The organism is Rhizobium sp. AN80A (genome assembly GCF_030053015.1).
Lineage (GTDB): Bacteria > Pseudomonadota > Alphaproteobacteria > Rhizobiales > Rhizobiaceae > Rhizobium > Rhizobium metallidurans.
Genome location: NZ_JASJPX010000002.1, coordinates 266,342 through 292,929, shown reverse-complemented (window position 1 = coordinate 292,929; position 26,588 = coordinate 266,342). Strand labels below are relative to the sequence as shown.

Here is a 26,588-nt window from a genome sequence, read left to right as displayed (position 1 = left end):
AGGCGCGCACTGGGACGGACCTTTTGGGTTCAGCGGGCATGATATCGGCGGCGCCGCCACCAGAACCGACATCCTTCCCATATCATCGCAACATGCATTGTTCATGGTGACCTGCGTGAAGCCTGACGGTCAGGCGGGAAGAACGCTGTGCGCCGAGAGCTTGAACGGTGGCAGGTCGTTCCAGGCCAAGTGTCGGCTTCCCTACGACGACGAAAGTTACAGCATAATGCCATCAAGCGTGCGATTGGACGATGATACCGTGCTGACTGTCATTCGACCAGGTCGCGGGCCGGGCAGGATGGCTGGCTGGAAGCATTCAAGTCGGAAGATCTGGGGAGATCATGGCGCCCACTGGGTCTACCGGGGGAGAATACTGGCTTCGGCGGCAATCCCGGTAGCTTATCCCTGCTGCCCGGCGCACGAGTGGCGTTGGTTTACGGATCGGGTATCGCGCCGTATGGCATCTGAATGAAAATCAGCACCGACAGCGGCAAATCGTGGTCCGACGAGGAAGTCGTCGGCCAACCCGCGCCACTGCCGGACGTCGGCTATCCACGAACCGTCGTCGGGAAAGATGGGACCGTGCTGGCGGTTCATTGCACTAACGCTGGAAAGGAGCGTTTCATGGTGGCGACAAGAATTCGCATCACCGACTAGTTTCGATCATCATGCCATCGCCTTGCTGCGTGCTGCGGTCCAACTTCCTGGCGACCGGCCGGCAGGGCGATGGTACGGTACCCGACAAATGCCAACCATGGCGTTTCAAGAAAATTCTGGTATCGTCGGCGCACCCGTGGGGAGTGAGCGTGATGACGAGATTGGTCCCAGATGCGTTTTATTGGGCGCGACCGCGAAAGCATGCAAAGGGAAGTGCAACAGTCGTTCAAGTGTCCACGATCTTTGGCGAGGACCCAGACTATTGGACGCTAGCGGTGACCGGTTCCGACCAGCACCACATGATCGAGGACTTCGATATAATCGCGCCGATCGAATTGCTTGACGCCGTCGCGGCGGAACTCAGGGTTGCTGCCGAGTAACCTTGCCCGTTGGAGCCTCCGCTTTACCGGAGAGCCCCAGGGAACTATGCGTTTGGTCGAATGACAACCTTCACGCAGCCGTCCTTCTTGTCGCGGAATCTTTTAGGCCTCTGGCCCTCCTTCTAGAGCCTCGGGCGATTAATGTGCAACGCATCCGGCCTGGCGGAAATAGTTCCAGCACTCTTGCGGCGTGAATAGGTCGCAAACCTTTCCGACGGCTTTCCAGAGATCGTCATAAGTCCTTGCTTTCATTTTTCGCAAGAGTGCCTTGAGCTTCGAAAAGGCCATTTCAATCGGATTGTTGTCTGGCGAATATCGCGGCAGGAAGAGTATCCATGCCTTCCGCTCAGCGATGGCCGCCGCTGCTCGGGGGCTCTTGTGGACGTTGAGGTTATCCCAGATCACCACGTCGCCTGGTTCAAGCGTCGGTGCGAGTTGAGTTCGCACATAGGTGTCGAACTTGGCTCCATCCATGGCCCCATCGACGACAAAGGGTGCCGTGATGCCATCGCAGCGCAGACCGGCGACAAAGGTTTGGGTGTGCCATTTGCCGAAAGGCGCATCCGCCTGAAGGCGCTTGCCCTTGATGCTACGGCCACGCAGTGGTGTCATGTTGGTCTTGACCGAAGTCTCATCTACGAAGACGAGACGTCCGGGGCTCTGTTGCATAGCGGGTTGGCGACGTTTGCGCCACTCATCGCGCTCCCGGCGCACATCGGCGCGTGCGCGTTCCGATGCCAGCAGTGTTTTTTTTAAAGCTGAAGCCCGCCCGGCAAAGAAGCTTCGACAGGTTCGAAGGATCAGCTTTCACACCATGATGCTCTACCAGCCAAGCCGCCAGGTCGGGCATGGTTATATCCGGTTGCGCCTCTACCTTGGCGATAATGGCATCCCGGACCGGGCCCAATTTGCCGCTGCCGCTGGGCCGACCGCGCCGGGAGGGCTCGACCGAGCCCGTTCGATCCGCCCGCTGCTTAAGCCGAACAGCCGTGGCGGGCGAGACTTTGAAAGCAGCAGCGGCTGCCCGACGCGTTTGGCCTTGCGTGATCGCATCAACAATCCGTTGGCGAAGGTCCGAAGAATAGGCGCGAGACATGGCAAGTCCTCCTGCCATGTTGAATCATAAAATCGAAGCCAGGGGAATCGTCAGATTCAAAGAAACTGCCCGACGCTCTAGCCTGGTCCTATGCGTGGTGAGGGAAGATGGATCGTTCCTCCCTTCGACGATCCGCTCCATCAGCGGGCGCGGGCATCTCTGAACATGGGTCCGCGCCCTCTTTAACGTGAGGGCTTTGCCGACGAATGCACCAAAGGGCGCCGCGATGGCCGACCCAACGAACATGCCAGGCAATAAGACGATGCCGCCTGGACGACATGCAAGGACCGCTTGCCACAAGGCGTAAGGAGGCTCGATGCTGGAGCTTCGATTGCATTTTTTCCATCAATCTCCCCGCCCCATGGCTTTCGATGCCAACAGCCTCGATCACCGCATCCACCCCTACCGTCCGGCAGGTCGAGCATACGCTCATGGAGATTCTCGTCCGTGTAATCGAGCGTTTCGGCGCCGATCCCCGTGCTAGCGCCAACCACTCAGCCATGGTGTCGATCGCGATCTCACGCTCGGCAGGGATAAGAGAGGTCGATTTGACGGCGAACAGCCCAGCGGGCAGTTGATGTCGCGGTTTTCCGCGGCCATTTATCCCGTCGCAAGTCATGAGACCCCAGTCCAATGTGGAAGACGCCACTGGGTTCCCAACGATAGTCATATTATCCACCCGTCTTAGATAGCGCGGTTCTTTCCAATCACGCTACGAAGCCCCCGCGAATTTCGCGAGGGCTTCACCCGACCGAAGGATATCGGGCAGACATCCGGGTAGCAAAGGACGCCTTCGTACCGAACAAAAGGCGATTGAATAGGTTCCCTGTGTCGGGATATTCGCCAGCTGGACTGAAGGGGATAATCTGCCGAGGGCTGCTCATCCGCGGAGCTTCACGAACTGGTCGGATTGACGGCTTCGCGACGAGCCCTAACTCAAGCTGACGACCAACGGCTTCGATGGAGCAAGCAACATGGAACAGGCAGGCATTGGCTGGTTAGCGGCAATAATCATTGGTGGAATCGCGGGTTGGCTCGCCGAGCAGTTCATGAGGTCCAACATGGGCGTGATCATGAACATCATACTAGGCATCGTGGGCGCAATCGTCGCGAACGCTATCCTTTCCGTTTTCGGTGTCGTGCTTGGAGGTTGGATTGGATACCTCATTGCGGGTTTCGTCGGCGCCTGCATCCTGATCGCGATCGGACGAATCTTCCGGCGTTGAGGAAATCACGGTTGCTCTCAAACCAAGCCCCCAAAAGCGCGCGGCGACGCGGCGGCCCATTAAAGTTTCCTGGGCCATGCAGCGTTGCCGTCGCCTCGCTCCTAACGGGGTCTGTCCCGGGCGGCTCGAACGCGATCCCGTTCTGTCGGCGCCGGGTCACCGTGGGGCGGCGCGTGAGGTCATCTGGACATGAGTCTGACGGCGGGACACAACATCGCAATTCAAACGGATAATCGTTGGACAAGGTGGCGGCTTCCACTGCCGTCGGTTACAGTGCGCCACAACGCCGTGATAACGCGTGGCAAGGCCCACGCGAGACCCCGCAGGTCTCGAAAATATGTTTGTCTCGTGGGAAGAAACGCGTGACGTGGAGCAGATGCGGCTTCGAAGTTTCAGATGGAACGAAAAGACTTCGGTCGCTTTTCGAGAGGTCAGGAAAATACACCGCGACCGGCTGGTGGTCCGCGTAGGGGCGATCCGGTCTTGAGGTGGGTCTAGATCTTCACGGCGCACGCGTGATTCGAGACAGCTCGGAAACGTTTTCCAAACGAGTTAGGCGAATTCTTCCAACGACTGAGCTCTGGTCGGTTCCGGTAGCCCATCCCTTTCCATCAGGAGGTTGTCGTGATCGCGGTCACCGTGGGGACACGTCTCCCCACACAAAAATCAGATCCAAACGCGCGTCAGCCATCACCGCATGCCCTGGATCAAAGCCAGTGAGAGCTGCGTATCCCAAAGCTGCGTAAAGGGTCTTACTTCCCAACCTTCCTCGAGCCACGCCGCATGGCCGAGAAGGCGCTGACAGCTGTTATCCAGGAAGCTTGCATTCAGGGCATCTCGACGTGTTCCGTGGATGATCTCGTCAAGGCCATGGGGATGAGAATTTCATCGCGTAATCGACATTTACATCCACTCTCGTGATTATCAGGATCGTGGGCTCATCGGCTTTACCGGGATGGCCATCATCGTTGCGGTCTACTCGGCGAGACGGGACAGTATGGATTGTCACGCAGTGACTGCGCGATTGGGACCGAATAACCTTAATCAAACAATTTGTCATAAGCCTCGGAACAAACAGTCTTTTTCGAGGTTTCGTCCTCGTAACTCGAGGAGACACCAATGAAAAAGATCACAACGCTTTCCGCCGCCATAATCCTTTCGGCAACCGCCGCGTTCGCGCAGAGCGAGACCCCGTCCACCTCGCAGACGACGCCGGCCGTTAACACGGAACACAATCCCGCCGCCCCGGTCGCCGGCAAGAATAGCTTCACCGAGGATCAGGCGAAGTCGCGCATCGAAGGTGCCGGCTACACTGACGTCATGAGCCTAAAGCTTGACGACCAAGGCGTTTGGCGCGCCAACGCGAAGAAGGACGGGGCGGACGTCAAGGTTTCCCTGGACTTTCAGGGCAACGTGACGTTGGCCAAGTAAACAAAAGAAGAGGAGACAAAAACATGCGAACAGTTACTGGACTATATGACAGCTACGACGACGCCCGTTCCGCTGTGAAGGCGCTTGAAGACGCTGGCGTGCCGTCCGACGACATCAGTATCGTCACGAACAAGGCAAACGGCGTCGATGTCGAGGGACAGGGATCCCATGCGGCTGAAGGGGCTGGAACCGGCGCGGGTGTCGGCGCGGTTGCCGGCGGCGCGGGCGGTCTTCTGACGGGACTTGGAATGTTGGCCATTCCAGGTGTTGGTCCGGTCGTCGCCGCGGGATGGCTGGCGGCCACGGCAGCTGGCGCTGTCGCGGGCGCTGTTGCAGGGGGCGCGGTTGGCGGCATCGTCGGCGCCATGGTTCGGGAAGGCGTTTCCGAAGACGAAGCGAATTTTTACGCCGAGGGAATTCGCCGAGGGGGTTCGGTAGTTACCGCGAGGGTCGAAGAGAGCAAGGTCGCAACCGCTCAGTCCATCCTTACGCAGTCCCGTCCGGTTGATTATCAATCGCGACGAGCCAGCTATGTGGAACAGGGTTGGAACCGCTTCGACGAGAACGCTGAGCCCTATTCGGCGGAACAGATTGAAGCGGAGCGTTCGCGGTATCGTCGCGGTTGATCCATCGCGGTGAGGCAACGTCGAACGGTCCATCTCGGGCCGCTCGAAGCGCGCCTTTATGGGGTCTCGCGGCGCCGCGTGGCGAAAAGCCAATGCACGAGGCGGCCCGGTTGGACCTGACCAACACACTGGCGCCCATGTCTTCAGGAAGCCGGTGGAGAGCAGTTGGATATGCTGAAGAGCCGACTAGGATCTATGCTTCGTGGCTGTAGTGAAGCATATCGGCCAATCATTAGAAGATTGTGCCTCCCCTTTAAGACGCCTCGCACGAGTTCGCGATCGTGTCCCCGAGCGTTCTCTGATCGCGGTTATCAAGCTGGTCGCAGCTGGCATCGCGGGTCAGGCTCATTGTTCTCTTCGAGGTCGGCACTTTGACCGCCTCTTACCGAGAACGGTTCAAACGCTTCCAATCGCGTCTGGGCACGACGCTACTTTCCGCTCGGCCACAATCCTGCCTTCGTCATCAGCGATCCAGATTGATGTCGTTTGCTGGCTGACATCCAGTCCGGCATGATACTTCATGGCAGTTCTCCTCATAGCTTGGGCACACTGGCCACAGTTGACAAGAGACAGTGTGGAGAGTCGACGCCTGAGCCTAGGCCCTGAGCGATCACGCTATGTGGTGTAAGTCGACGGTAGCAAAGCCGCTCGCGAGCGCGCCCTTAGCGCGCTGTAGCGAGTGAGCGGCTTTGCGGGCGGTCATCGATAATCTCCGGTATGGTTGGGTTGCTGACACTCAACCAGATACGAAGGATACATCGATGACCAACGACATAATGGACCTACGCGAGCTCGTGGAGAAGACCCCGGACGCGAATATTCTGCGCGACATGATCGATTTTGCTGCTGAGCGACTGATGGAATTGGAAGTTAGCGCTGCAACTGGCGCGGCCCACGGTGAGAAGAGCCCATCACGATTGGCGCAACGCAACGGTTATCGCGACCGTGACTGGGAGACCCGTGCAGGTACGGTAGAGCTGCGTATCCCAAAGCTGCGTAAAGGGTCTTACTTCCCAACCTTCCTCGAGCCACGCCGCATGGCCGAGAAGGCGCTGACAGCTGTTATCCAGGAAGCTTACATTCAGGGCATCTCGACGCGTTCCGTGGATGATCTCGTCAAGGCCATGGGGATGAGCGGCATCTCAAAGAGCCAGGTTTCCCGCCTGTGCGAAGAGATCGATGACAAGGTCAAAGCCTTTCTCGATCGGCCAATCGAGGGCGACTGGCCGTACTTGTGGGTGGACGGCACCTACCTCAAAGTGCGGGCGCGTCAGGCGGGTGGGCGACACCAGGACGCAAGCCGTGAAGGCGACGGGGCCAAGCGGATCGCTGTTTGCGCGGTCCGAATGGGAAGCGCTGATCGAGAGCAACGAACCCGTTCTCGATCACACGAGCCGGCTGCTTGGGGAATTCGGTGGCGAGCTGAAGCTTGAATCCTTTTTCGACTTGATGATCGCGAGGCGGCTGTGGAATATCGTGGAGAATGGCTAACGGATAGAGGTGGCCCTTGATGAGGTTTACGCCATTTCCGCTGACCGCCGTTCTCCGATAGGGAGGTCGAGATCGAACTGAAAGAGGGACGCGCGAGCGATCTGTTCGTTTTCGCCCCTAAGGTTGATACGGTCGCCAGCTTCCGGATCGGCGTGAGATCAAAGGCCGAGCGGGGCCCGAACGCCGCCGCCGCGTTCAAGGCGATCGCGCTCTGATGCGTTCGCCAGTATAGGCTCAGCGGGGATACTTTCCTCCAGCGCCAAAACCCCGCAGCCCTTCACCAGGCGAGGGTAGTGCTGCGCCGCCTGCGATCCGCGATCGTGGTTAAAGAGCGTCCTGCCGGGTAGCGGTCACGCGGGCGCGCTGCAGTCATATCCCCGTGCGGAAAAAAGCGGACCCAGCGGTCCCAGTTTTTGTGGTTCTGAAACATACCGTGTACGAAAAAATCTGGGTTATCTCTCATCCACCATTTGGTTTCGAGACATCGAACCCGGCGCAGTCAAACCTGTTCCCCGCGTCGCCCTTGCCTTCAAGCCCGACGGCGCTTGGCGGAAGAGGTCATCTCATCGACCAATGACGCGATGGCCGTCACGCTGTAGGGCTTGGGTATAAACACCGCGCCTGTCGGCAGATCATCTTGACTAAGTAGATGCCCACCGGAGGCGACGATGACGGGGACGCTCGCCTGGTTTCTTGACATCATCCGCAGAAGATCGAGGCCGCTCAAGCCACCCGGCATATCAACATCGGTGATTACGGCATCAAGCTCTTTTTGCCCGAGGATTGCGACAGCCTCGAGAACGTTTCCTGCTTCCAGCACATCGTAGCCCCGGTCAAACAATGTGTCGGCGAGCACCATTCGGATCAAAAGCTCGTCTTCTACGATAAGTACGGTACGCTGGTACATGGCCGTCTCCATTCCGTGGATACGAGATGAACTCGCTCGCCCAGGTTTTCGATCGCCCCTCCGACGGGATTATTATCGAACATATTTAATAAAATACGAACGAACCGCCGGAAGGTGGCGTCCTAAAACCTCCAGGTATCGCGGCCTTGAAGATGACGGTGGCCGCAATCCCATGATACATATGACCTCTGTGGCTTTTACTTCCCGATTTCAAACGGCAAAATGTCATAGGCAAGTTAGTTTTAGCGAATAGATTCGCGCGAATTTTCCGCTAACGATTTCAATAAAGCACTCTCTTGACCAAGCAATTGCGCGATCCAATAGTCGCAACTCGACCGATTCCGGATGAGCAATGGTCGGCCGCTCGCCGCTTGTCTCGAGAGCTGGACAAAATCCTCGATAGTGATGGCCCACGGCAAGCTGCCATGGCTCGCGCCGCAGCGGAGCTGCGGCTGACGACGCGGCAAGTCTACAATCTCCTTGCCCGTTATCGCGCGGATCGAACGGCGACGGCCCTGCCGCCACGCGCCGCCGTCAGCCGGCGCAAGCGACTGCCCCAACAGATCGAGGACATCATCGACGCAACGCTGCGCGAGGAATGGCTGACGCTCGAGGCGCCTCCACTCACTCCTGTCGTTGCCGAGATCCAGGCGCGCTGCGAGGAAGCCGGTCTTGCCATGCCATCCTATGTCACGGTCGCCCGGCGCATTCCGGCATTATTCTCGCCTGAAGAGATTGCGAAGAAGCGCTCATCCAATCCGAAGCACCTGCTGCGCCTGAAGCCAAGAACGGGCTATATCCATGCACCGCCTCGGCGCCGGTGGCCTCGGGCGTTCGGTATTGCGTTCGACATTCTACGCGGACGAGAACCCGATGCCCACGCCGCCGAAAACCGTACGCGGCTCAAGCTGCACGTCTGGACGATCGTGGCTTTTCTCCTGGGCGGCATATTGGGTGTGATCGCCTATCGCCAAGTGGGTGGATATCTGTTGCTGGTCTGCGCGGGGCTGCTGTTTGCGATTTCTCTCAGCGGGATCCGACACGGACGCGGGACCTTTGCCACCACAGCAACCAGGCGTCTCCGGTGGCTACCGCAACGCCGGCAATGAGGCCTCGATAACGCGAGAGGATTTGAAGCATGGACGCCTATGGACACTTGCGAGTTCTCGTCAGCCTGATCCTCGGGCTGTCGATAACTCGCGTGCTGTCCGGTCTGTCTCGTCGCCTGCAGGAGCCAGGAAAGACCGACAGGATGCATGCGCAGATCGTCTGGTCAATGGCACTTCTGCTTTGGCGCCGTCCATTTCTGGTGGTGGGAGTTCGCGCTTCGCCTGGTCGAGACATGGAATTTCTGGATCTACATTTTCGTGCTTGCCAACGCTTCGTTGTTTTTCCTGATGTCGACGCCGCTCTACCCCGACCATCTTCAGGGCCATGGTGACAGGGAGGATGTTTGTCATCCGAAGACGGCACGCCTTCTTCGCCCTCTTTGCCATATCCTTTGCTTTCGACCTGATCGACACGCTCATCAAAGGACGAGAGCACTTCGCCTCGCTCGGCGTCTGGTACATCGTGCGTGGCCGGGGGCGCGATCGCTCTGTTTGCAATGAGAACCGACGACAGCCGCAAGCTCATGTGGCCCGGGCTGGTCTGGCTCGCGGGGAGCGTCCTTTGGATCACCATGCTTTACAGTGAATTGCTCTGAAAAGTTCTTTGTGACTGCTCTCGAAACCGGGCAGGCGGCGTCCTGGTCGTTAAGTGTCCATCTCGTCCGCGGGTCATCGAACCTATGCCCTCACATTCTGATTGAAACCTGTCGCGGTGGCTGAGCGCGGCGATCAGGATAGGACGTCTTACCGACATTGCGCTCTGTACGGTCCCAGAGTTAGAGCGTCGTCCTCCAAGCGAAAGCGCTTTGGGGGAGTCGGCCCTCTTCATCCGTATGAAATCGGGTGGGAAGATGTTCAGTGCCGACTTCATCCCGTTGCCCTTCGCTTGAAATTTGAAGCTAAAGCTTCACCCGAAACTGGTTCCAGGGTTGGGCTCCTGTTTTATCGATCTTGGAGTAACGCTCGTAGGGCCTCATGTTCAGGCCCGTTGGGTTTCAGATCGAGGAAGGCGTCGACCGACCTTCGTGTTTCGTGCCCGCCCGACGCCGGATTGGCCCGATGAAGGACAAAGGCACTTTCAGGCTTGCTCTGACCGCATAGGATCCAGCAGTCGCCATTGGAGCTCGCGGCGAATTCGATCTGCTCTTCCGGTTCACAGCTTTTCTCAACAGGATTCATCTCGTCCAGGCGATGCGCCTGCCCGTGCGAGATCGTTCCTTGATCCATCGGCTCGCCAGGGCGTCGCGTGTCAGCTTTGATTGTCGGCGCGGGATAGCCATCCGGTCGGATCATGCCGGATCGGATCTGCTCAATGAGAGTGCTCTCCGCCGCGTGGTTCGCTCCCGCTTCGGGCTTCAAGTCAAGCGTCGCGTAATCAGCTCTTTTGAGAAGCTTTCGAAGAAGAGACTGTTTCACGCCGGTTATACTCACCATAGCCAACCCTCCGAGATTAGGAACAGGATGTAGACGAAGCTTGTAACGGCGACAGCTACAGGAGCGGCGCTGGAAGGGCTTGGCCAAAAATTTTTAAAGGTGAGAAGCATCGTCTCTTTCCGTGAAAGCGTCGTCCAAGCAGCGGTTGGTCCCCGCTGATACGCCCTTATCACCCAACCTATGGTGCTGATTTCCGGCGCCGAGCAGGACGTATCGGTTTCAGCTCGATCGGCTGCGCTTCGCGCAACTGGCGCAGGCGCTCGGTTTTGCGGATCCGGTCGGCCGCTTCCGTTTCAATGATCTGTCGCGCGACTTGACTCGTGGTCGCAGCCTTATCGCGTGCGGAGATTTTCTCGGGCTTGAACAACTCCTGCGTCGTCGTGGTCATGATAATTCTCTTTCGGTGTGTAGCTCGGACGCATCCGAGACGTCGACGGTCGGATCGAAGCGGGAGACGAGGCCAGCCAAACAAAAAGGCCGGGCGCTAACCTCGACCTCTCATAGTCACTCAGCTCTGCTGCCAGTACATCCGTGGTCAGCGAGGCGAATGAAAACTTAAGCCGCCTGAAGATTTTCGGCGGAGCTTTTGCCGGACTTGCGGTCCCGAACAACCTCGTAGGAGATCTTCTGGCCATCTGAGAGCGAACGCATTCCGGCGCGCTCGACAGCGGACGCATGGACGAAGATGTCCGTGCTACCGTTATCCGGTTGAATGAAGCCGAAGCCTTTGGTGGAGTTGAACCATTTGACGGAACCAGTCGTCATGACGATCTCCTTTCAGAACAATCGTTGTGGTTCCCGCGATGCCTTGCGGGATAAGATCGATGATTTGAGAGGAAATCCGACGGGAGCGAAGCTCCGAACCAACATCACAAGCAATGGTCGATAAACAATATATGGGCACAAGTTCTGATTTTACAAGGGCGCGCCGGATTTATGTTCTGCCCATGGAAAATTCAACCGCTCCGTCTGTTGCTCGCACCGTCAAGCGATTAAAGCGATGTCCACGGCGACATCCATCGACACGAACGCATCCGCAGGGCCGATAAACGTTCCCGACACAGGCATAAGCTGGGTAATGTCGCGTGCGACGGCCACCGGGATCAGGTTTGCGCTACCCATGCTCCTGTTCGTCGGATCGAACGCGATCCATCCTGCACCCGGGAGGAACACTTCAACCCATGCATGGGTCGATCCGCCCGGCGACGAACCGACGAGGGTTCTCACTGGGTCGTGGAGATATCCGGACACGATCCTCGCCCCGAGGCCAAGAACCCGCACAGATTCGGCAAAGAGTGTCGCAAGGTCCCGGCAACTCCCGGACCTTACGCGAAGGGTTTCCAGCGGAGCCTGCGTCCCTTCAATATCTCGCCCCTGATAGGCAACGCCGTTCGCAACGCCGGCACTGAGGTCCTTCAACAGCGACAGCGTGTCGGTCGAGTTCCCCATGACGAAGCCCATGACCCACTGATGCAGTTCACCGGAGGGGTCGGGATATTGAGCATCCCTGAGAGAACCAAGATCCTTCCAATCCTGATCGTCGTAAAGGAAAGGGTAGGTGGCGCCCGACGCGGCGATGTCGAACACCGGCCAGGCCTGCGATTTCAGGTCGACGTCGGCATGGCTTACGATCTCCAGCCGGCGTGTCGGCTCCGAGAACGTCAGGGTCGCAACCGCGTTTCCGAATACATCCGTCGTCCAGGCCACCCTGCCTTCGGGCGAGACCGTAATCTGGTGATGTTGCAGCAAAAGATCCGGCCCTTCGCGCGGTCGCAGCAATAGCCGATAGGGCGTGAGTTGGACGGGAAACCGGTAGCTGTAGGTCGTCCGGTGCTTTATGGAAAGCTCTGCCATTTACGCTCCTCGCGCAGAAGGACCAAAAGCGCGCATGTGTTCAGGGATGGTTTCTCCCTCGGGGCAGCCAAGGAAATCTCATCTCATAAGCCCGGCGGATCGCAGCGCGCTCTCGATGACATCCTGGACATAGTTCGTCACATCCTTGCGGTCATCGCTTCCTATCTCGTTTGAGGTCGTCGCCCTCCCATCAGGTTGGACCCGACGCTCGAAGGAGGGCGTGAGACCCCAACTGCGGGCAATGTGTTCCGTCGAGGAGACGCCGACGTCGAGCATGTAGGGGGCTCGCGCGCCATAGCCGCTCGACGTGTCGATCGGAGTGCCGTGTCCCATGCCGCGAATGCGGTGAAGCTCAATGGCGTCCGCGCCTGCCCTGTTTGTCCAAATGTGATGTTCATGTCCATCCATAGCGTCGGACCGCGCCGGCTGATCGCCAACCTCGTGCATAGCCTTCCACTGCTCAATGATGGCCCGTGCGTTCAACTCATCGACGGTCTTGTCGGCCGTACCGTGCCAGACCGATATCGTGGGCCACGGGCCAACATGCGGCGATGCCGATCGGAGACGCTCTTGGAGCCGTTGGTGGGAGGGCAGGCCGTGGCCCCGCATCCGGTCAAACGCTTCCGGGACCGTGGATGCAACGCCATAGGGCAGACCCGCAATGATCGCTCCGCCGGAAAACACCTCCGGATAAGCAGCAAGCATAGCGTTCGCCATGGCGCCGCCGGCTGACAGCCCCGTGATGAACACTCGTGCTGGATCGATGCCGTGGTCGGAAACCATCGTATCGATCATCTCACGGATCGAGCGGACCTCTCCGCGATCCCGCTCAATGTCGCTTTCGGAAAACCAGTTGAAACAGAGGTTGGGGTTGTTCTGGCGGGACTGTTCGGGAAACAGAACGGCGAAACCGAATTCGTCCGCCAATTTCGACCACCCTGATCCGGCATCGTAGCCGGCCACGGTCTGGGTGCAGCCATGCAGGACGACGACAAGCGCAAGCGGGCCAGATCGATCGCCGTTTTCGGGAGCATAGTACCAGCCGAGGAGGTTGCCGGGATTAGCGCTAGCGATCTCCAGCTGCGTTAGTCTGGTTGGAGCCGCATCCATCACCGGAATGTTTCTGTATCGTTGCAAGCGCTGCAATGTATCCGAAAGACTTCTCATGGAGCATCCTCGCTGGTCGCGGAAGGCCAATCGACGTCCCGGATGTCGTAGGTAATGCTGCACTGCACAATTGCAAGTGCCGAACGTCGGATAGAGAAGCCGAGCCCACTGCAAACGCCGCATTCAACTGGCAGATAGGGCCGTTATCACGCTTCCTTCTCGGCCTGGCTGCAGGAAATCGCTGCGTTTCTCGTTCCAAGGCACGAGCCTGACTGACGCCGGGCTGTCGCGAATACCGACAGGACCAACGTCGGCAAGCTGAGGATGGTCGCGAAGTACCTAAGGCAGCCAATGAATCGGTATGCGTCGTCAAGATGGCGCCGAAAAGCATTATCTAAAGAATGGCCCAAATCATCGAGCAGAACAGGCAAAAATCACGTCGAGGAGAGCTCAGCGCCGGCTGACAGTGCGGAGGTGGCGCCGGCGGCGCAATGTGGCCAGATCAGACTGAGCTTTCCGCTGAATCGTTTGCCGACAGGCTTCTCTTGAGGCGGTGTTCATCAGCCGTCGTCTCGCTGAAGAGCCAATCTCGAAACGCTCTCAGCTTCCGATGCCGAAGCCCGCCTTCAGGGTAGACTACGTAATAGCTCCATCGGGATTTCAACGCGAGATCGAACGGGCGCACCAACCGTCCCGATGCCAGATCGGCTGAAACCAGCGCGCTGCGTCCAAGAAGAACCCCCTCCCCTTGCGCCGCAGCCTCGATAGCATAGGCCGCGGTTTCAAATTTCACGCCGCTTGTGTGGTCAATGCCGTATAGGCCCGCAGCCTGGAGCCAGGTCGACCAGGCAATGCGGAAGTTGTCATGAATGAGCCTGTGGTGCCGCAGATCCTCGGGCGTCCGCAAAGGATGCTTTCTTTGGAGGAGCTCGGGACTGCAAACCGGAGAGACGTCCTCGTCCATCAATAATTCCGACGTCACGTTGTCGTAATTGCCTTCGCCATAGCGGATCGCGATGTCGATTCCATCCCTGACGAAGTCGGCGAGCACTCCGGACGTTGAGAGGCACACGTCGATATCGGGGTGGGCCGATGAAACCGATGTAGCCGGGGAACAAGCCACCGCCCGGCAAAGCCATCGGACGTGCTGACATTCAGCACGCCGGACGATCGCGAAGCGGCGGTTGCCATCGTCGCGACGCTTATCCGATCCAGGGCCGCTCCTACCTCTGCTGCATAAGCCAGGCCTTCCGCCGTGAGCTCTACTGAGCGCGTCCCGCGATCGAACAGCCGCACGCCCAGCCCGTCTTCGAGATGGCGCACAGCTCGGCTAATCGCGCCGTGGGTCACATTGAGCTCGGCAGCAGCCTTCGTGAAGCTGAGATGGCGGGCAGCAGCGTCGAATGCGGGCAATGTCGTCAGGGGCGGCAGTCTACGAGCCATGGCAAAGCCTGTGAGTAACAGTCACATATGATCGACTATTCATCGTTTGTCGTCCAGCGGTGCAAGGCTCAAAATCCCCTCATTACAGAACATTTTTCGCGCTGTCCGAAGGCAGCGCCACGGAAAGAGAATGACAAGCCATGATGAATACTCACTCAAACACGGGGGACTGTGGCGGTGCGCCGTCATCTGCTCTTGGCCCGGCGGTTTCCTCCCTGCTCTCGACGATGAGCGGAATGACCACGGGCCTGCTCTTCGCTCTGCTGCACCGCGTGGCGATGCGGCGCATCGAGCGGTTTTCAGATCGTCGGCTCAACGATATCGGATTCGAGCGCGACTGGGACAGCCCGGTGATCCACCGGGTCCGATCGTCCGCACCCCGTGGTCTCACGCCCTGAAGGAGAAGCGATATGAAAGTCTACCCCCATCTCTGGTTCAACGGACGAGCCGAGGAGGCCATGGAATTCTATATGTCCGTGTTCCGCGGATCCAAGGTCCTCGAACGCACGAAACTGCCCGACCCGGAACTGTCAGTCGTGCGGTTCGAGCTGCCAGGCCTGCCTGTAGCCGCCCTCAATGCCAACTCGTCTATCCCCTACAACGAAGCGTTCTCCTTTCTGGTGGAGACCGACGACCAGGCGGAGACGGACTACTATTGGAATGCCCTCATCGCCGACGGCGGCAAGGAACAGCCCTGCGGATGGCTGACCGACAAGTTTGGCGTCTACTGGCAGGTGTCGCACAGTATTCTTCTCCGGATGATTGCCGATCCCGACCAGGCGAAGGCCAGCCGGGTGATGCAGGCCATGTACAAGATGAAGAAGATCGTCATCGCGGATCTGGAGCGCGCCTACCAAGGCTAACTTCTATCGCAACGCTCCCCGACGCAAAACTCAACCCAAATCACAAGCTTATGGAGGCTCCCATGGCATCGCTTATGGAAAGAAAGTTATCGTAAATTGGCGGCAGTTCCGGCATTGGGCTGGGCGTGGCCGGCGCTGCGCTCGAGCGCGGTGCGGAAGTTGTGATCGTCGGGCGCGCTGAAGGACAAGCTCCAGGCAGCCGCTGGGACGCTTGCCGCAGGATCCCGCTTGCGCACCATGTCCGCCGATATGACACAGGAAGCCGAGATGAGCCGCCTATTCGGCGATATCGGCGCCTTCACCATCTGGTGTCGACGGCGGGCGCTGCACGGTTCGAATAAGGCCGTCGGGATACGAGCCGGGGTGTTTGACCTGCAAGCGTTCAAGAAACTCCCGCCAAGTTCGCCAAGGCTCCGCCTCGAACCATTCCGGGAGTTCAGCAGTGACGGCGAGTAGAGGATCGGGTCTGCGCCGCTCTCGCTTGGCTGCTGGCTTGGAACGGGCAGTCGGCTTCACTTCACCGCCACGCCAAGCTGCAACGGCGGTCTCGACACACCCACCCGACACATAGCCAACAAATCCCGCCATCCGCAACGATCGCAACTTGCGCTCCCAGCGCACGCGCTGCGCCGCCGCTTATTTCGACCAATGTCGCAAGGGCTGCTCCGCCGCGTTGCACAGCGGAGGCCGCAAAGGTGAGGATATCGACAGGACTGTCGGTGCTGCTTACCCTGAACGGGACGAGTATTTCCGTCATAAGGACCTATCCTCGTTAATTGGACAAGGTAAAAGCGTGAGTGCGTTGATTTCAGAGGGAAGTGCCCGGCTTCTAAAGAGCCGAGCCACCAAGTCGTTGCCCATAAGCAACGGTTTGCTCGTCGATGAACATGCGCTCCGACTGATATGCTGCTAAACCCTCCCGAAGTGAGCTTGCCCGCACCAAGTTTCGTTGCAGGGAAACTGCATCTGCGGCCGCCTTCGAAACTCCCATCGCGGTATGGGGTCGAGCAACAAAGGCCGCGTCTCCGACCAGCGCTACGGATTGGCCAACCATGCGATCAGCCGCGTAGTCAAAGATCGCCTGGATCGACGGCGTATTCTCTGCCTGAACGGCGAGCGCGAACGGTGTCGGCAGCATCGCCGCAGCATCCGCATGCAGGGCCTCCACCCGGCTTGTTACAATAGTGCCGCGCGGGAGGGAATAAGGATAGGCTGTTCCGTCACGATCGGTCAGGGTGCTTGCCAGCTCGGCGTCATTGACGGGGCGGTACCAGACCCAGTTGTAGCGCCTTTGTCCCGGCGTCGTTTCGCCGTTAGGGCCAGGTACTAGGTAGCCGAGAATATGCACACCGGACTGGATATAAAAGGCGAAACGATCGATCAGAATTGATGCTCCCGAAGGAAGTTCATTTTCAGGCAACAGTCCGCGCCAAGCGACATATCCCGCATATCGGTTATGCCAGTCCTCGTTGAGGGTCGCCCGAACCACCGAGCCGAGCCCGTCCGCACCGATCACCAAATCGGCTTTTTCGGATGAACCATTGGCAAAAACGATGGTAGCACCATCGTCGGCATCAATTACGGCCTCAACGGCACGTCCGGTTTGGTACCGTCCTTTTTCCAGACGTGCCAAGACTTCAGAGTAAAGAAAGTCCCACGAAATCTGCATCTGTGGCATCGACAGCTTCTGGGCGACCGAGCCATCGGCATTGAAGTAGATCCGTTCGCGGGCGATCACGCCGACATTGGCAGCGTGATCCGCGCCGATCATCCTCAGCATGTGAAAGACGTCTTCCTGGGGCACCAGTCCCGCTCCGCGTCCGGCAAGTCCGGAGTGAGAGCGCTCGTAAACAACCACATCATGACCGTCAATTTGCAACAGAATTGCGGTGAACAGGCCCGCGAGCGAGCCACCGACAACGCGAATACGCAATGGTTTCATGATTAGCGTCCTTCTTGTTCGCTGAAGGCAGCGCCTGAGCGTCGGTTGCCGAGGACCAGAACCAAAAGCGCGATGAGGGCGAGCATTCCACCCAAGATGCTGACGCCGGTCCATTCTCCTTGACTCCACGCGACGGTAGCGACTGCCGAACCAAATGAGCCACCAAGGAACATGCCCGTCATGAAGATGGTATTCAGACGGCTACGGGCTTGCTGGTCGAGCGCATAAATGAGGTGCTGGTTCGAGACGAGCGCACTCTGGATACCGAAATCCAATACGATGACGCCGACGATTAGACCGGCAATCGCGCCCCAAAGACCGAACACCACCCATGCAACCAGCGTCAGGATAGCACCACACCACACCACGAAGGACGGGCCATGCTTGTCGGCGACGCGACCGGCGAGCGGTGCTGCGAAGACGCCCACGGCGCCAACAATGGCGAACAGACCGGCCACATCGGCTCCAAGATTGAAACGCGGTCCCTGGAGGTAGAGTGCCAGAATAGTCCAGAACGCCGTGAACGAGGCAAACAGAGCAGCTTGAACGAATGTCGCCGTGCGCAGCGTTGGCAAGCGTGTCCAGAGATGTGCGAGCGAGCGGAGCGCCTTACCATAGGGCATGCTGGAGGTTGCCCGGTGATGGGGCAAAGTCACGAACATCAAGACGGCGGCGACCAGAGCCAGCGGTACCCCGATCCAGAACATTTCACGCCAGCCGCCGTGCTCTGCGACAAAGCCGGACAACGTGCGGCTGAAAAGGATCCCTGACAGCACGCCGGCCATGACAGTGCCTATCGTGGCACCGCGCTTTTCCGGTGTTGCCAGTGACGCCGCAAACGGAACAATCTGCTGCGCCACCGTGGCGCTCGCGCCAACGACGAGCGAGGCCATGACCTACATCCAGGCTGTTGGCGCAATTGCAGCCAGAGCCAAGGCGACAGCCAGCACGACAAACTGACCGACGATCAGCGGTTTGCGATGGAGGATATCGCCCAGCGGCAGCAACAGAAACAGGCCGAGCGCATAACCGAGTTGGGTTGCGGTCGGGATCAACGTCGCCGCGGACTGCCCAGGAAACTCCGCCTCGTTTATACCGAGCATCGGCTGGTTATAATAGATATTGGCAACAGCGATACCGCTGGCGGCCGCCATGGCCAGCAGGCCGAGTTTACGGGTTCCTTTGGCGGTCACGTCACTGGGTAAGGGTGATGCTTTCGAGTTTTGTAAAGTTTTCATTTCGATGTCTCTCCAGGGTGGTTTCGTCAGCCACTTTTCTATAATTTAATCTTAATCAGTTTTAGTGGGTCCGATTGTTTGGCCCGAATATCGAGACTCGTTATAATGAATACCGATGATTTGCGCGTTTTCACCACTGCCGTCGACGCTGGCAGCCTTGCAGAAGCAGCCCGCCGGCTGGGCATCCCGGCCATGGCTGCAAGCCGTCGGCTGGCTGCGCTCGAAACATCGCTCGGCATACGGCTGATGCACCGCACCACCCGCGCGTTGTCGCTGACACCAGAAGGCGAAACCTTTCTGCCCTATGCCCGGTCGATCATCGACAATGAGCAGGAGGCCACATCGCGGTTGAGGTCCGATGGCCGGGGCGCGGGCGGATTGCTGCGCGTTTCGGTATCCGCGGCCTTCGGCCTTACATTTGTGGCGCCGCTTGTGCCCCGTCTGCTGATGGAAAATCCCGAGCTGCGCATCTCGCTCGACGTTACCGACACACTTCCTGATCTGGTCGCGACTGGTATCGATCTCGCCATCCGCATTGCTCATTTGCGCGACAACAGCTTGATCGCTCAAAAACTGGCCGACAATCCGCGGCTTCTGGTAGCAGCACCCGATTATCTTCAGCGACGTGGCCAGCCGGCTTTCGTGGGTGATTTGGCTTTGCACGATTGCCTTCCGCTTAACGGCATTAGTCATTGGACGATGCGGGACGAGAGGGCGCCGGAAAGTGAGCGGGAAAAACATATCCGCGTTCATGCGCGTTTTTCGTCGAGCAGTATTGCCATCTGCCATGCCGCCTGCCTGGCGGGCGGCGGCATTGCGTTATTGTCGCACTGGGCCGTCCGCGATGACCTGCGGGCGGGCCGGCTTGTGGCTGTCACTCTCGCCGACGGCGCGCCAGAGAACATGCCAATCTGGGCAGTGTATCCCACCACGCGGCTGGTCTTGCCTAAGGTGCGGGTATTCGTCCTGGCACTGCAGGAAGCCTTCGCCGCCTATGCTGATCAAGGGGGCCAAGTCGCAACTTGATCTGCTAGAGGGTTACAATCGCGGCTCTTACTTTCTCGGCAGTGATCGGCATGTGAGTGAATCTGACACCGGTGGCATCAGCCAGTGCATTCGCAAGTGCTGCGGAAGCTGGGCCTTGTCCACACTCGGCTACGCCCAGGAAAGGCTTTCCCGGCTGCTGCTGGACGGTGACAGCAATCTTTTCAGGTACGTCGCGGAAGCGTAAAATTGGATAGGTGCTCCAATCGAAGGCTGTGCGCAGAGTGCCGTCATTGCCCGATGCTTCGCGGGTGCACCAGCTCAACGATTGAATAATCGCCCCTTCAACTTGATTATGGACACCGTCCGGAGAAACAACCTCGCCGCAGTCCACATCAGCCTGGACCCTTCGAACTGTCAGGCGACCCGTGTCGCGCTCGACTGTGATTTCCATGAACACGGCGCAATAGGCGCCCAGATTTTTGTAACGCGCGAACGCCATGCCGAACCCTTGCAGCGGCGAAGTTTTCTTGCGAGTTTTCCAGCCGAAGGCTTCCGAGGCGGTCAGCATGACGCTTCGTGCTCGGTCGTCGGCCATGTGAGCCAACCGCATATCCAGCGGATCCACTCCAGCCTTCAACGCAAGTTCATCAAACATGCTTTCGATAGAAAACACGTTCAGGTGCGCTCCGAGCGACCTCAGCGCGGAAACCCGTATCGGCATGTCCTTGATGAAGTGGTAGATGACATGCATGTTTGGCAAATCGTAGAGCGGGTTCGAGTTGCGGCTGCCGTCGCCTTCCGGCATTGGGATCGGCTTGCCCTCCGGAATAGGAAACGATTGCGCCACCTCGTTTCCAACAAGCACGCCGCCCGCCCCGACCGGCCGGTTGTTGTGAGGATTGCTCCAGACATCGTAGTTCCATTTGACGATCCGGTCGCCGGCATCGATGGCGGCGTCGACTTCCGTCACCATTCCCGGACCAAGTGGTTCCCAGCCGAACTCTTGCTCTCGCATCCATTGTAACCGGATAGGCTTGCCCGGCATCGATGCGGCAATCAGGGCAGCTTCCGCAGCAACGTCATCCGCGCCGTTCTGTCCATAGCAACCGGCGCCTTCGACGTGGATGGCGCGTATGGTTTCTATCGGGCGATTGAGAAGCTCCGCGGCCACACGCCTGACGTCAAACGTCCCCTGACTGTGTGTCCATATTGTTAGCTGATCGTCTTGCAGCCATGCCAACGCGCAGGAGGGTCCAATCGACCCATGGCTGATCCAGTTTCTGGTAAAACTTTGGCTGACAGAATGCTTGGGGTCAGCAGTCGGTGTACTCGTATCCAGTATGACGATGTCGCGTGCAGGCAGCGCCTTCAATGTCTCGGCGACTCCTCCCGAGGGAAGAGGTTCGTTCGCGGCCGTGTACGGTAAGGCTTGCAGTCTCCGCATCAGCTTGACAGCATCCCACTCGCGCCGGGAGACGACTGCCGCAAAATCGCCGTTGCGGACAAACTTAACAACGCCGTCCATAGCTTCGATTTCGCTATCCGGCGGAAGCTTCAGCCGTGTGCCTATGCTTGGACCGCGAATGACCCGGGCATGCAGCATTCCCGGCAGGCGCATGTCCTGTATGAACGCCTCCCCCCGGTCGTCTTTGCCGGGATATCCAGCCTCGGTAGGTTGAAACCCATCGTCCGAAACTGGCCTTTCTGGCGAAGAGGTGCATTGGGCAGCGCTTCCACATGCAGCGATACCGCCGCGGCAATCTCGCCATACCCAAGGCTGCGGCCATCGGCTGCGACAATGGTTCCATTCCCCTTTGTAGCAACATCGGCCTCTGCGACCCCGAGCGTTGCGGCGGCTTTCGCGAGCAGGAGCATGCGCACGTTTGCAGCAGCGTTGCGGATCGCGGTGCCACTGTCCTGCATGGAATGACTGCCTGCCGTCAGCCCTTCGTCCGGTGTGCGCAATGTATCGACCGTAACAAGTGTGACTTTGGAAGGAGGAAGATCGAGTTCTTCCGCAGCTACCTGCGTCAACGCTGTCCGTATTCCCTGTCCGAGCTCGGCCTTACCCGTGAAGACGGTGGCTTTCCCGTTTTGATCGAGCTGTATCCAGGCGTCAAGATAGGGCCAGGATTTCAGGCTGCCTGGCAGGTCGGCATTGACAATAGCCGGGCCGGCGCCCCCTTCTCCGCCTCCGGCCAACTGGGCTCGTGCAGGTCTTGCGAGAGCGAATGCTACCGCGATACCGCTGGCCGCCAGAAAAGATCGTCTGGTGATCGCGCTCATCTGGCCACTCCTGCCATGACGTCGCTGGCGCGCCGGACGGCGCGGAGGATCCTCGCATGGGTGCCGCAACGGCAGAGGTTGGGTTGCAGATGGTCGCGGATTTCATCATCGCTCGGATTGGGGATCTTGTCCAAAAGGGTCTGCGCACGCATGATCATGCCAGCGATACAGTAACCACACTGCGCGGCTTGCTCATCCTGAAACGCCTTTTGCAAAACGCCTGGAGCGTCGACAGAGCCGAGGCCTTCAATCGTTCGAACCGACCTTTCGCCAATCGCGCCTAGCGGAGTGAGGCAGGAAAAGACTGCCTTGCCGTCGATATGAACAGTGCAGGCGCCGCACTGCCCAAGCCCGCAACCGTATTTGGCGCCGTTGAGTTCCAGATCGTTCCGCAGCACGTAAAGAAGCGGTGTATCTGTGTCGCTATCGACCTGGTGTCTCTTTCCGTTGACCGTGATCGATGTCGTCATTGTGCGTTCTCCTTGCGAATATCGCGAACGGTGTCTTCAAGAGGCGGCCAGGGTGGTTGCGTTGTGAAGCGCGATCGGCCGTAGGCCAGCAGGTCCGCGATCTGTCTATCGGTGAGATTGTCGGCAAACGACGGCATGAACGGAGCGTCGCTGGACGGATCCCTTATGCCCTGCAGGACGGCCTGAACCGCATTGCGGGGGTCTTTCGCGTTCATGTCCGACGTCTCTGAAAGCAGCGGGCGCCCTTGCCTGCCCATCGGCGCGGATGGCTCGTGACATCCGCCACACGCACCATCGAACAGGTTTGTCCGAGCGTCCGGCAGCCCAGCGATGGCGGGCGGCGTCACCGTCGAAGACGGCGTGGTACCGGAATGAATTGTCGTATTGATGTAAACGGCAATCGCCCGTACGTCGGCATCGTTGAGCCTCGACAGGCCCTCGGTCACTGGCCCCATCGGGCCAGCTGCCGTGCTGTGGCCCTTCGCAGTCCCGGTTTTCAGATAGGCTTGAAGCGTATCGACGTTCCAGCGATCAGCTGACGGGTTGGAAGCGTCCAGAGGTGGCGCGTTCCAACCTTCCGCAACACCCCCCAGCAAACTCGTCCGCCCACTTTTCCCCGCCCAGGATGTTTCGGGGCGTGTGGCAACCTCCGCAATGGGCGAGCCCGTCGACCAGGTATTTTCCACGGTTCCATTCGCTGCTTTCCATGGGTTCGGAGACCGTCGCTTCGTGCCGCAGAAACAACAGTTTCCAGCCGGCAAGAAGTGGACGAAAGCCCAGACCAGGGAGAAGTTCGTTTGGAGGAGCGCTCTCCTTGACCGGCTCGCGGCTCATTAGAAACGCGTAGATAGCATCGAGATCTGCATCTGTGACGCGCGTGAAATGTTCATAGGGAAGTGCTGGATAGAGATGGCTGCCATCGCGGGCGACGCCATCCTTCATCGCGCGGCGAAACGCATCTGCCGACCAGTTGCCGATCCCAGTTTCAGGATCCGGCGTGATGTTGTTGGAATAAAGAGTTCCAAATGGCGTAGTCAACGGCCGCGAACCGGCAAGCGCCGGGCCGTCATCGGCGGTGTGGCAGACGATACAGTCGCCTACGGTCGCCAACTGCTCACCCTTGCGGATCAGAGCCGGCGGAATCGAAGCCCGATCAGGGGGCGGGATTGTCGAAAGTTCCGGTTCGTAGGCGATCCACCCAAAGACCCCAAAGCCCACGGTGATCGCGAGGCCAAGGATTGAGGCCCCCGCCTGCAGTGTGCGTTTACTGTAATGCATATGGACTTGCCTCTGTATTACGAATGCAGGCGACGATCTGTCTGACAGCATCGCTGTGGCAGGCGCAAAGACTGAGCGCACCGTTGCCTCAGCATCCATGCCGTCATCCAGAAATCGATTTGTGAAGGTTTAACAGCCTCGGCGGATGGCGAAATCGCACTTTGGTTTGAACGACCTATACCTCGGTTTAGGACCGACCTCGCTTTTTCAGTCAGCCGTTTCCCGCACCGGTTTCGGCAGCCGCGTGGATGAGGGCTGGATAGTCCACATATCCGCGACTGTCGCCGCCGAAAAACGTTGAACTGTCAGGCTCGTTCAAGGGAGCTCTCGTGCGCAAGCGATCCGGAAGATCAGGGTTTGCGATGAACAGCCGTCCGAATGCGATAACATCGCCGCGTCCCTCGGCAATTGCTGCCTGGGCTTTCTCGTAAGTGAAGCCACCCGCCAAAATCAGGGGGCCTTTGAACCGCTCGCGAAGCAGCTTCATGATGCTGTCCCAACGAGGGTCGTAATTCTCATCGAGAACGGTTCCGACAATTTCCGGCTCCACCAGATGAAGATATGCAAGGCTGCGTTTGCTGAGCTCTTCGGCAATGTAGCCAAATGTTTCTTCCGGAGTGTCGTCTCCCATCCCCATGAAACGCCCCATTGGCGTCAAACGGACACCCACCCTACTGGCACCAATTTCCTTGGAGATTGCATCGGTGACTTCCAGAAGCAGCCGCGCGCGGTTTTCTGTCGAGCCGCCATATTCATCCATGCGATGATTGCTGTTGCTGTTGATGAACTGGTCCAAGAGATAGCCGTTGCCCGCATGGATCTCCACGCCGTCCATACCGGCAGCGATAGCGTTCCGGGACGCTGTGACATAGTCGGCAATGATCGTCTTGATGCCACTTGTGGTCAGTTCCTGCGGCTCCGGGATCTCTCCCCAGACGCCCTTGCCCGTTTCATCAACAATGAACGTTTTTCCAGGCACCGGCATTGTGGTCGGGGCCACCGGCAGCCCGCCGTTCGGTTGGAAGCTTGGATGAGAGACGCGTCCGACGTGCCAGAGCTGTTGGAATATTACCCCGCCCTCTTCGTGAACGGCTTTGCTGACCTCAAGCCAGCCGGCGATTTGTTCAGGCGTATAGATACCCGGCGTCCAGGCGTAACCCTGTGCTTGCTGCGAGATTTGCGTCGCCTCGGTAATGATCAGGCCGGCGCCCGCACGCTGACGATAATATTCCACATTCATCGTGGTCGGCACGTTACCTGGTTGCCCGGCGCGAGAACGGGTCAGGGGTGCCATCGCAATACGATGACGCAAGGTTAGCCCTGCTATTTCTATAGGAGAAAAAATGTTGGCGTTCACGGCTTTGTCTTTCAATTTGAAGTTTTGATGCATGGCCCGAGACCTGCAATCTAACTTCAAAACGATCGACGCTGTAGTGGTTATAAATGATCAGCCGGCATATCGGTTTCCGTTACAATGATGCCGGTGCCCCTTTTCAGTCCGACAGTAGGCACCAACATTTCCCTGGCTCTAACCATGCCGGCAGTCGCGTCGGAAAGAAATCCGGCCTATGAAACACCGATCGCGCCGATTGACAGAATCCCCTCCTTTGCCGACAGGCAAATTCTGCCTGCCCGTTTTCATTGGTGATCCATACTATAGCTGGCCGATTTGGAGCGGTGGTGAGGGCATATTTGACATGAATAACTCTTTACTCGCTTTCACTTCGGGGACTCGTCGAGCAAGGTGCGCGCCAGCGGCACGACCTTTGATCCATAAAGTTCAATGCTCTGCATAAGTTTGTCGTGATCCATGGGACCAGCAGAATACTTCATCTGGAACCGTGATATCCCAAGCGTCCGGACGGTGGTTGCGATCTTTTGGGCCACGGTCTCCGCCGATCCCGCATACAGCGAACCATGTTCGATCTCGTTCTCAAAATCCTGCTCGGTCACCGGCGGCCAGCCACGTTCCTTGCCGAGCCGGTCCCGGATCTTCTTGAAATGTGGGAACAGGTCACGGCGAGCCTGCTCATCGCTTTCGGCTATATAGCCTGGTGAATGGACGCCAATACCGCCTGGCGTTCTCCCAGCTTGGTCGGAAGCCTTTTTGTAGAGCTCGACATAGGGCACAAACCGGGCTGGATCGCCACCGATGATGGCCAGCATCAGATTCATATCATACCGGACTGCACGTATGACGGACTCCGGGCTACCGCCGACACCGATCCAGGTTTTAAGCCGACCGTCTCCGATGGGCGGATAGATGCGCTGATCCTCCAGCGGCGCGCGCCAGTCACCGCGATAATTGACGACGTCTTTGGAGACGATCTCCGAGAACAGATCGAGTTTCTCTTTAAACAGTTCCTCGTATTTCGACAGGTCGTAGCCGAAGAGTGGGAAGGACTCGATAAACGAACCGCGGCCGAGAATGACTTCGGCGCGCCCGTTCGAAATCGCATCGAGTGTCGAGAACCGCTGAAACACACGGATCGGGTCGTCTGAACTGAGAACGGTGACGGCGGAGCCGAGCCGTATCTTGCTGGTCTGAGCCGCAATGGCAGCCAACACCACCTCCGGCGCGGAGATGGCAAAATCCTTGCGGTGGTGTTCGCCGACACCGAAGAAGTCGATGCCGTGCCGGTCAGCCAGAACTGCCTCTTCGACCACATTGCGGATTACCTGCGGCTGCGCAAGCAGGTCTCCGTCAGGGCCTGTTGTGACATCGCCGAACGTATCGAGGCCGAATTCCAAGGGTTGTGTCAT

The 26,588-nt window shown here is 58.5% G+C and carries 25 protein-coding genes and 7 pseudogenes; 12 read left to right on the top strand and 20 right to left on the bottom strand.

What is annotated here, in order from left to right:
* Positions 1-468: 468 nt before the first annotated feature.
* Together P3R82_RS07780 and P3R82_RS07775 are read left to right on the top strand one after the other, a co-directional pair.
* Positions 469-657 (top strand): hypothetical protein, encoded by a 189-nt coding sequence (locus P3R82_RS07780; protein WP_111564197.1) that lies wholly within the window; start codon positions 469-471, stop codon positions 655-657.
* Positions 658-809: 152 nt separating this feature from the next.
* Positions 810-1,037 (top strand): hypothetical protein, encoded by a 228-nt coding sequence (locus P3R82_RS07775; protein ID WP_111564198.1) that lies wholly within the window; start codon positions 810-812, stop codon positions 1,035-1,037.
* A 138-nt stretch (positions 1,038-1,175) separates the two neighbouring features.
* Here the strand turns inward: P3R82_RS07775 and P3R82_RS07770 are convergent.
* Positions 1,176-2,133, bottom strand: a protein-coding gene (locus P3R82_RS07770) for an IS630 family transposase (RefSeq protein WP_112950595.1) whose coding sequence is annotated in 2 segments (ribosomal slippage) — positions 1,176-1,790 and positions 1,792-2,133 — 957 coding nt in all. Because the reading frame shifts where the segments join, the coding sequence is not laid out codon by codon here.
* Between the two features lie 974 nt (positions 2,134-3,107).
* Between P3R82_RS07770 and P3R82_RS07765 the strand changes: the two genes are divergently transcribed.
* From P3R82_RS07765 to P3R82_RS07750, 4 genes and pseudogenes are all read left to right on the top strand, one after another.
* Positions 3,108-3,359 carry a GlsB/YeaQ/YmgE family stress response membrane protein gene (locus P3R82_RS07765; protein ID WP_111564199.1) on the top strand — a complete coding sequence of 84 codons (252 nt, stop codon included), beginning with the start codon at positions 3,108-3,110 and terminating at the stop codon, positions 3,357-3,359.
* A gap of 720 nt (positions 3,360-4,079) precedes the next feature.
* Positions 4,080-4,235 (top strand): annotated as a pseudogene (locus tag P3R82_RS07760) (transposase); the annotation flags it as partial.
* A gap of 243 nt (positions 4,236-4,478) precedes the next feature.
* A complete protein-coding gene (locus P3R82_RS07755) occupies positions 4,479-4,790 on the top strand; it encodes a PepSY domain-containing protein (protein ID WP_111564200.1) in 312 nt (103 codons plus the stop codon).
* A 23-nt stretch (positions 4,791-4,813) separates the two neighbouring features.
* Positions 4,814-5,416 carry a general stress protein gene (locus tag P3R82_RS07750; protein WP_111564201.1) on the top strand — a complete coding sequence of 201 codons (603 nt, stop codon included), beginning with the start codon at positions 4,814-4,816 and terminating at the stop codon, positions 5,414-5,416.
* A 396-nt stretch (positions 5,417-5,812) separates the two neighbouring features.
* Here the strand turns inward: P3R82_RS07750 and P3R82_RS07745 are convergent, their stop codons facing one another.
* Positions 5,813-5,938: a hypothetical protein gene (locus tag P3R82_RS07745; protein WP_283193637.1), complete on the bottom strand. Its 126-nt coding sequence runs from the start codon at positions 5,936-5,938 to the stop codon at positions 5,813-5,815.
* A gap of 239 nt (positions 5,939-6,177) precedes the next feature.
* Between P3R82_RS07745 and P3R82_RS07740 the strand changes: the two are divergent.
* Positions 6,178-6,681 (top strand): annotated as a pseudogene (locus P3R82_RS07740) (transposase); the annotation flags it as partial.
* A gap of 755 nt (positions 6,682-7,436) precedes the next feature.
* Here P3R82_RS07740 and P3R82_RS07735 read toward each other — a convergent pair.
* Positions 7,437-7,814: a response regulator gene (locus P3R82_RS07735; protein ID WP_283193636.1), complete on the bottom strand. Its 378-nt coding sequence runs from the start codon at positions 7,812-7,814 to the stop codon at positions 7,437-7,439.
* A gap of 296 nt (positions 7,815-8,110) precedes the next feature.
* On the opposite strand from P3R82_RS07735, the pseudogene P3R82_RS07730 reads away from it, so the two are divergent.
* A pseudogene (locus tag P3R82_RS07730) lies at positions 8,111-8,623 on the top strand (transposase); the annotation flags it as partial.
* A gap of 329 nt (positions 8,624-8,952) precedes the next feature.
* Positions 8,953-9,255 (top strand): hypothetical protein, encoded by a 303-nt coding sequence (locus P3R82_RS07725; RefSeq protein ID WP_283193635.1) that lies wholly within the window; start codon positions 8,953-8,955, stop codon positions 9,253-9,255.
* Between the two features lie 610 nt (positions 9,256-9,865).
* Here P3R82_RS07725 and P3R82_RS07720 read toward each other — a convergent pair.
* The 7 genes from P3R82_RS07720 to P3R82_RS30245 form a co-directional block, all read right to left on the bottom strand.
* Complete coding sequence (locus tag P3R82_RS07720) at positions 9,866-10,357, bottom strand: hypothetical protein (protein ID WP_112437003.1); 492 nt, start codon at positions 10,355-10,357, stop codon at positions 9,866-9,868.
* Positions 10,358-10,535: 178 nt separating this feature from the next.
* Positions 10,536-10,745 carry a hypothetical protein gene (locus P3R82_RS07715; protein WP_111564204.1) on the bottom strand — a complete coding sequence of 70 codons (210 nt, stop codon included), beginning with the start codon at positions 10,743-10,745 and terminating at the stop codon, positions 10,536-10,538.
* 167 nt (positions 10,746-10,912) lie between these two features.
* Positions 10,913-11,122 (bottom strand): cold-shock protein, encoded by a 210-nt coding sequence (locus tag P3R82_RS07710; protein WP_111564205.1) that lies wholly within the window; start codon positions 11,120-11,122, stop codon positions 10,913-10,915.
* 219 nt (positions 11,123-11,341) lie between these two features.
* A complete protein-coding gene (locus tag P3R82_RS07705) occupies positions 11,342-12,211 on the bottom strand; it encodes a transglutaminase family protein (protein WP_111564206.1) in 870 nt (289 codons plus the stop codon).
* A gap of 78 nt (positions 12,212-12,289) precedes the next feature.
* A complete protein-coding gene (locus tag P3R82_RS07700) occupies positions 12,290-13,378 on the bottom strand; it encodes a PHB depolymerase family esterase (protein WP_111564207.1) in 1,089 nt (362 codons plus the stop codon).
* 442 nt (positions 13,379-13,820) lie between these two features.
* Positions 13,821-14,369 (bottom strand): LysR substrate-binding domain-containing protein, encoded by a 549-nt coding sequence (locus P3R82_RS30250; protein ID WP_349294046.1) that lies wholly within the window; start codon positions 14,367-14,369, stop codon positions 13,821-13,823.
* Positions 14,297-14,761: a LysR family transcriptional regulator gene (locus P3R82_RS30245; RefSeq protein WP_349294045.1), complete on the bottom strand. Its 465-nt coding sequence runs from the start codon at positions 14,759-14,761 to the stop codon at positions 14,297-14,299. Before P3R82_RS30245 ends, P3R82_RS30250 begins: the two co-directional genes overlap by 73 nt.
* 236 nt (positions 14,762-14,997) lie before the next feature.
* Between P3R82_RS30245 and P3R82_RS07690 the strand changes: the two genes are divergently transcribed.
* Together P3R82_RS07690 and P3R82_RS07685 are read left to right on the top strand one after the other, a co-directional pair.
* Positions 14,998-15,159: a hypothetical protein gene (locus P3R82_RS07690; RefSeq protein ID WP_283193634.1), complete on the top strand. Its 162-nt coding sequence runs from the start codon at positions 14,998-15,000 to the stop codon at positions 15,157-15,159.
* A gap of 12 nt (positions 15,160-15,171) precedes the next feature.
* The gene (locus tag P3R82_RS07685; protein WP_283193633.1) at positions 15,172-15,624 is read left to right on the top strand and encodes a VOC family protein; all 453 of its coding nucleotides are present in this window, start codon (positions 15,172-15,174) and stop codon (positions 15,622-15,624) included.
* Between the two features lie 321 nt (positions 15,625-15,945).
* On the opposite strand, the pseudogene P3R82_RS07680 reads toward P3R82_RS07685, so the two are convergent.
* The 4 genes and pseudogenes from P3R82_RS07680 to P3R82_RS07665 form a co-directional block, all read right to left on the bottom strand.
* Positions 15,946-16,158: pseudogene (locus tag P3R82_RS07680) on the bottom strand (transposase); the annotation flags it as partial.
* Positions 16,156-16,381: pseudogene (locus tag P3R82_RS07675) on the bottom strand (XdhC family protein); the annotation flags it as partial. The pseudogenes P3R82_RS07680 and P3R82_RS07675, both read right to left, overlap by 3 nt.
* Before the next feature lie 72 nt (positions 16,382-16,453).
* Complete coding sequence (locus P3R82_RS07670; protein WP_112980588.1) at positions 16,454-17,566, bottom strand: FAD-dependent monooxygenase; 1,113 nt, start codon at positions 17,564-17,566, stop codon at positions 16,454-16,456.
* A 2-nt stretch (positions 17,567-17,568) separates the two neighbouring features.
* A pseudogene (locus P3R82_RS07665) lies at positions 17,569-18,720 on the bottom strand (MFS transporter).
* Between the two features lie 189 nt (positions 18,721-18,909).
* Between P3R82_RS07665 and P3R82_RS07660 the strand changes: the two are divergent.
* Positions 18,910-19,830, top strand: a complete 921-nt coding sequence (locus P3R82_RS07660; RefSeq protein ID WP_111564213.1) for a LysR family transcriptional regulator — start codon at positions 18,910-18,912, stop codon at positions 19,828-19,830.
* A gap of 4 nt (positions 19,831-19,834) precedes the next feature.
* Here the strand turns inward: P3R82_RS07660 and P3R82_RS07655 are convergent.
* The 6 genes and pseudogenes from P3R82_RS07655 to P3R82_RS07630 form a co-directional block, all read right to left on the bottom strand.
* Positions 19,835-22,077 (bottom strand): annotated as a pseudogene (locus P3R82_RS07655) (molybdopterin cofactor-binding domain-containing protein).
* Positions 22,074-22,547: a (2Fe-2S)-binding protein gene (locus tag P3R82_RS07650; RefSeq protein ID WP_111564215.1), complete on the bottom strand. Its 474-nt coding sequence runs from the start codon at positions 22,545-22,547 to the stop codon at positions 22,074-22,076. The pseudogene P3R82_RS07655 and the gene P3R82_RS07650 overlap by 4 nt, the downstream one beginning before the upstream one ends.
* The gene (locus P3R82_RS07645; protein WP_283193632.1) at positions 22,544-22,993 is read right to left on the bottom strand and encodes a cytochrome c; all 450 of its coding nucleotides are present in this window, start codon (positions 22,991-22,993) and stop codon (positions 22,544-22,546) included. The genes P3R82_RS07650 and P3R82_RS07645 overlap by 4 nt, the downstream gene beginning before the upstream one ends.
* Before the next feature lie 85 nt (positions 22,994-23,078).
* Entirely contained in the window at positions 23,079-23,825 is a 747-nt protein-coding gene (locus tag P3R82_RS07640; RefSeq protein ID WP_283193631.1) for a cytochrome c, read from the bottom strand.
* A 211-nt stretch (positions 23,826-24,036) separates the two neighbouring features.
* Positions 24,037-25,215, bottom strand: a complete 1,179-nt coding sequence (locus tag P3R82_RS07635) for an alkene reductase (RefSeq protein WP_283193630.1) — start codon at positions 25,213-25,215, stop codon at positions 24,037-24,039.
* 329 nt (positions 25,216-25,544) lie between these two features.
* Positions 25,545-26,588 carry an LLM class flavin-dependent oxidoreductase gene (locus P3R82_RS07630; protein ID WP_283193629.1) on the bottom strand — a complete coding sequence of 348 codons (1,044 nt, stop codon included), beginning with the start codon at positions 26,586-26,588 and terminating at the stop codon, positions 25,545-25,547.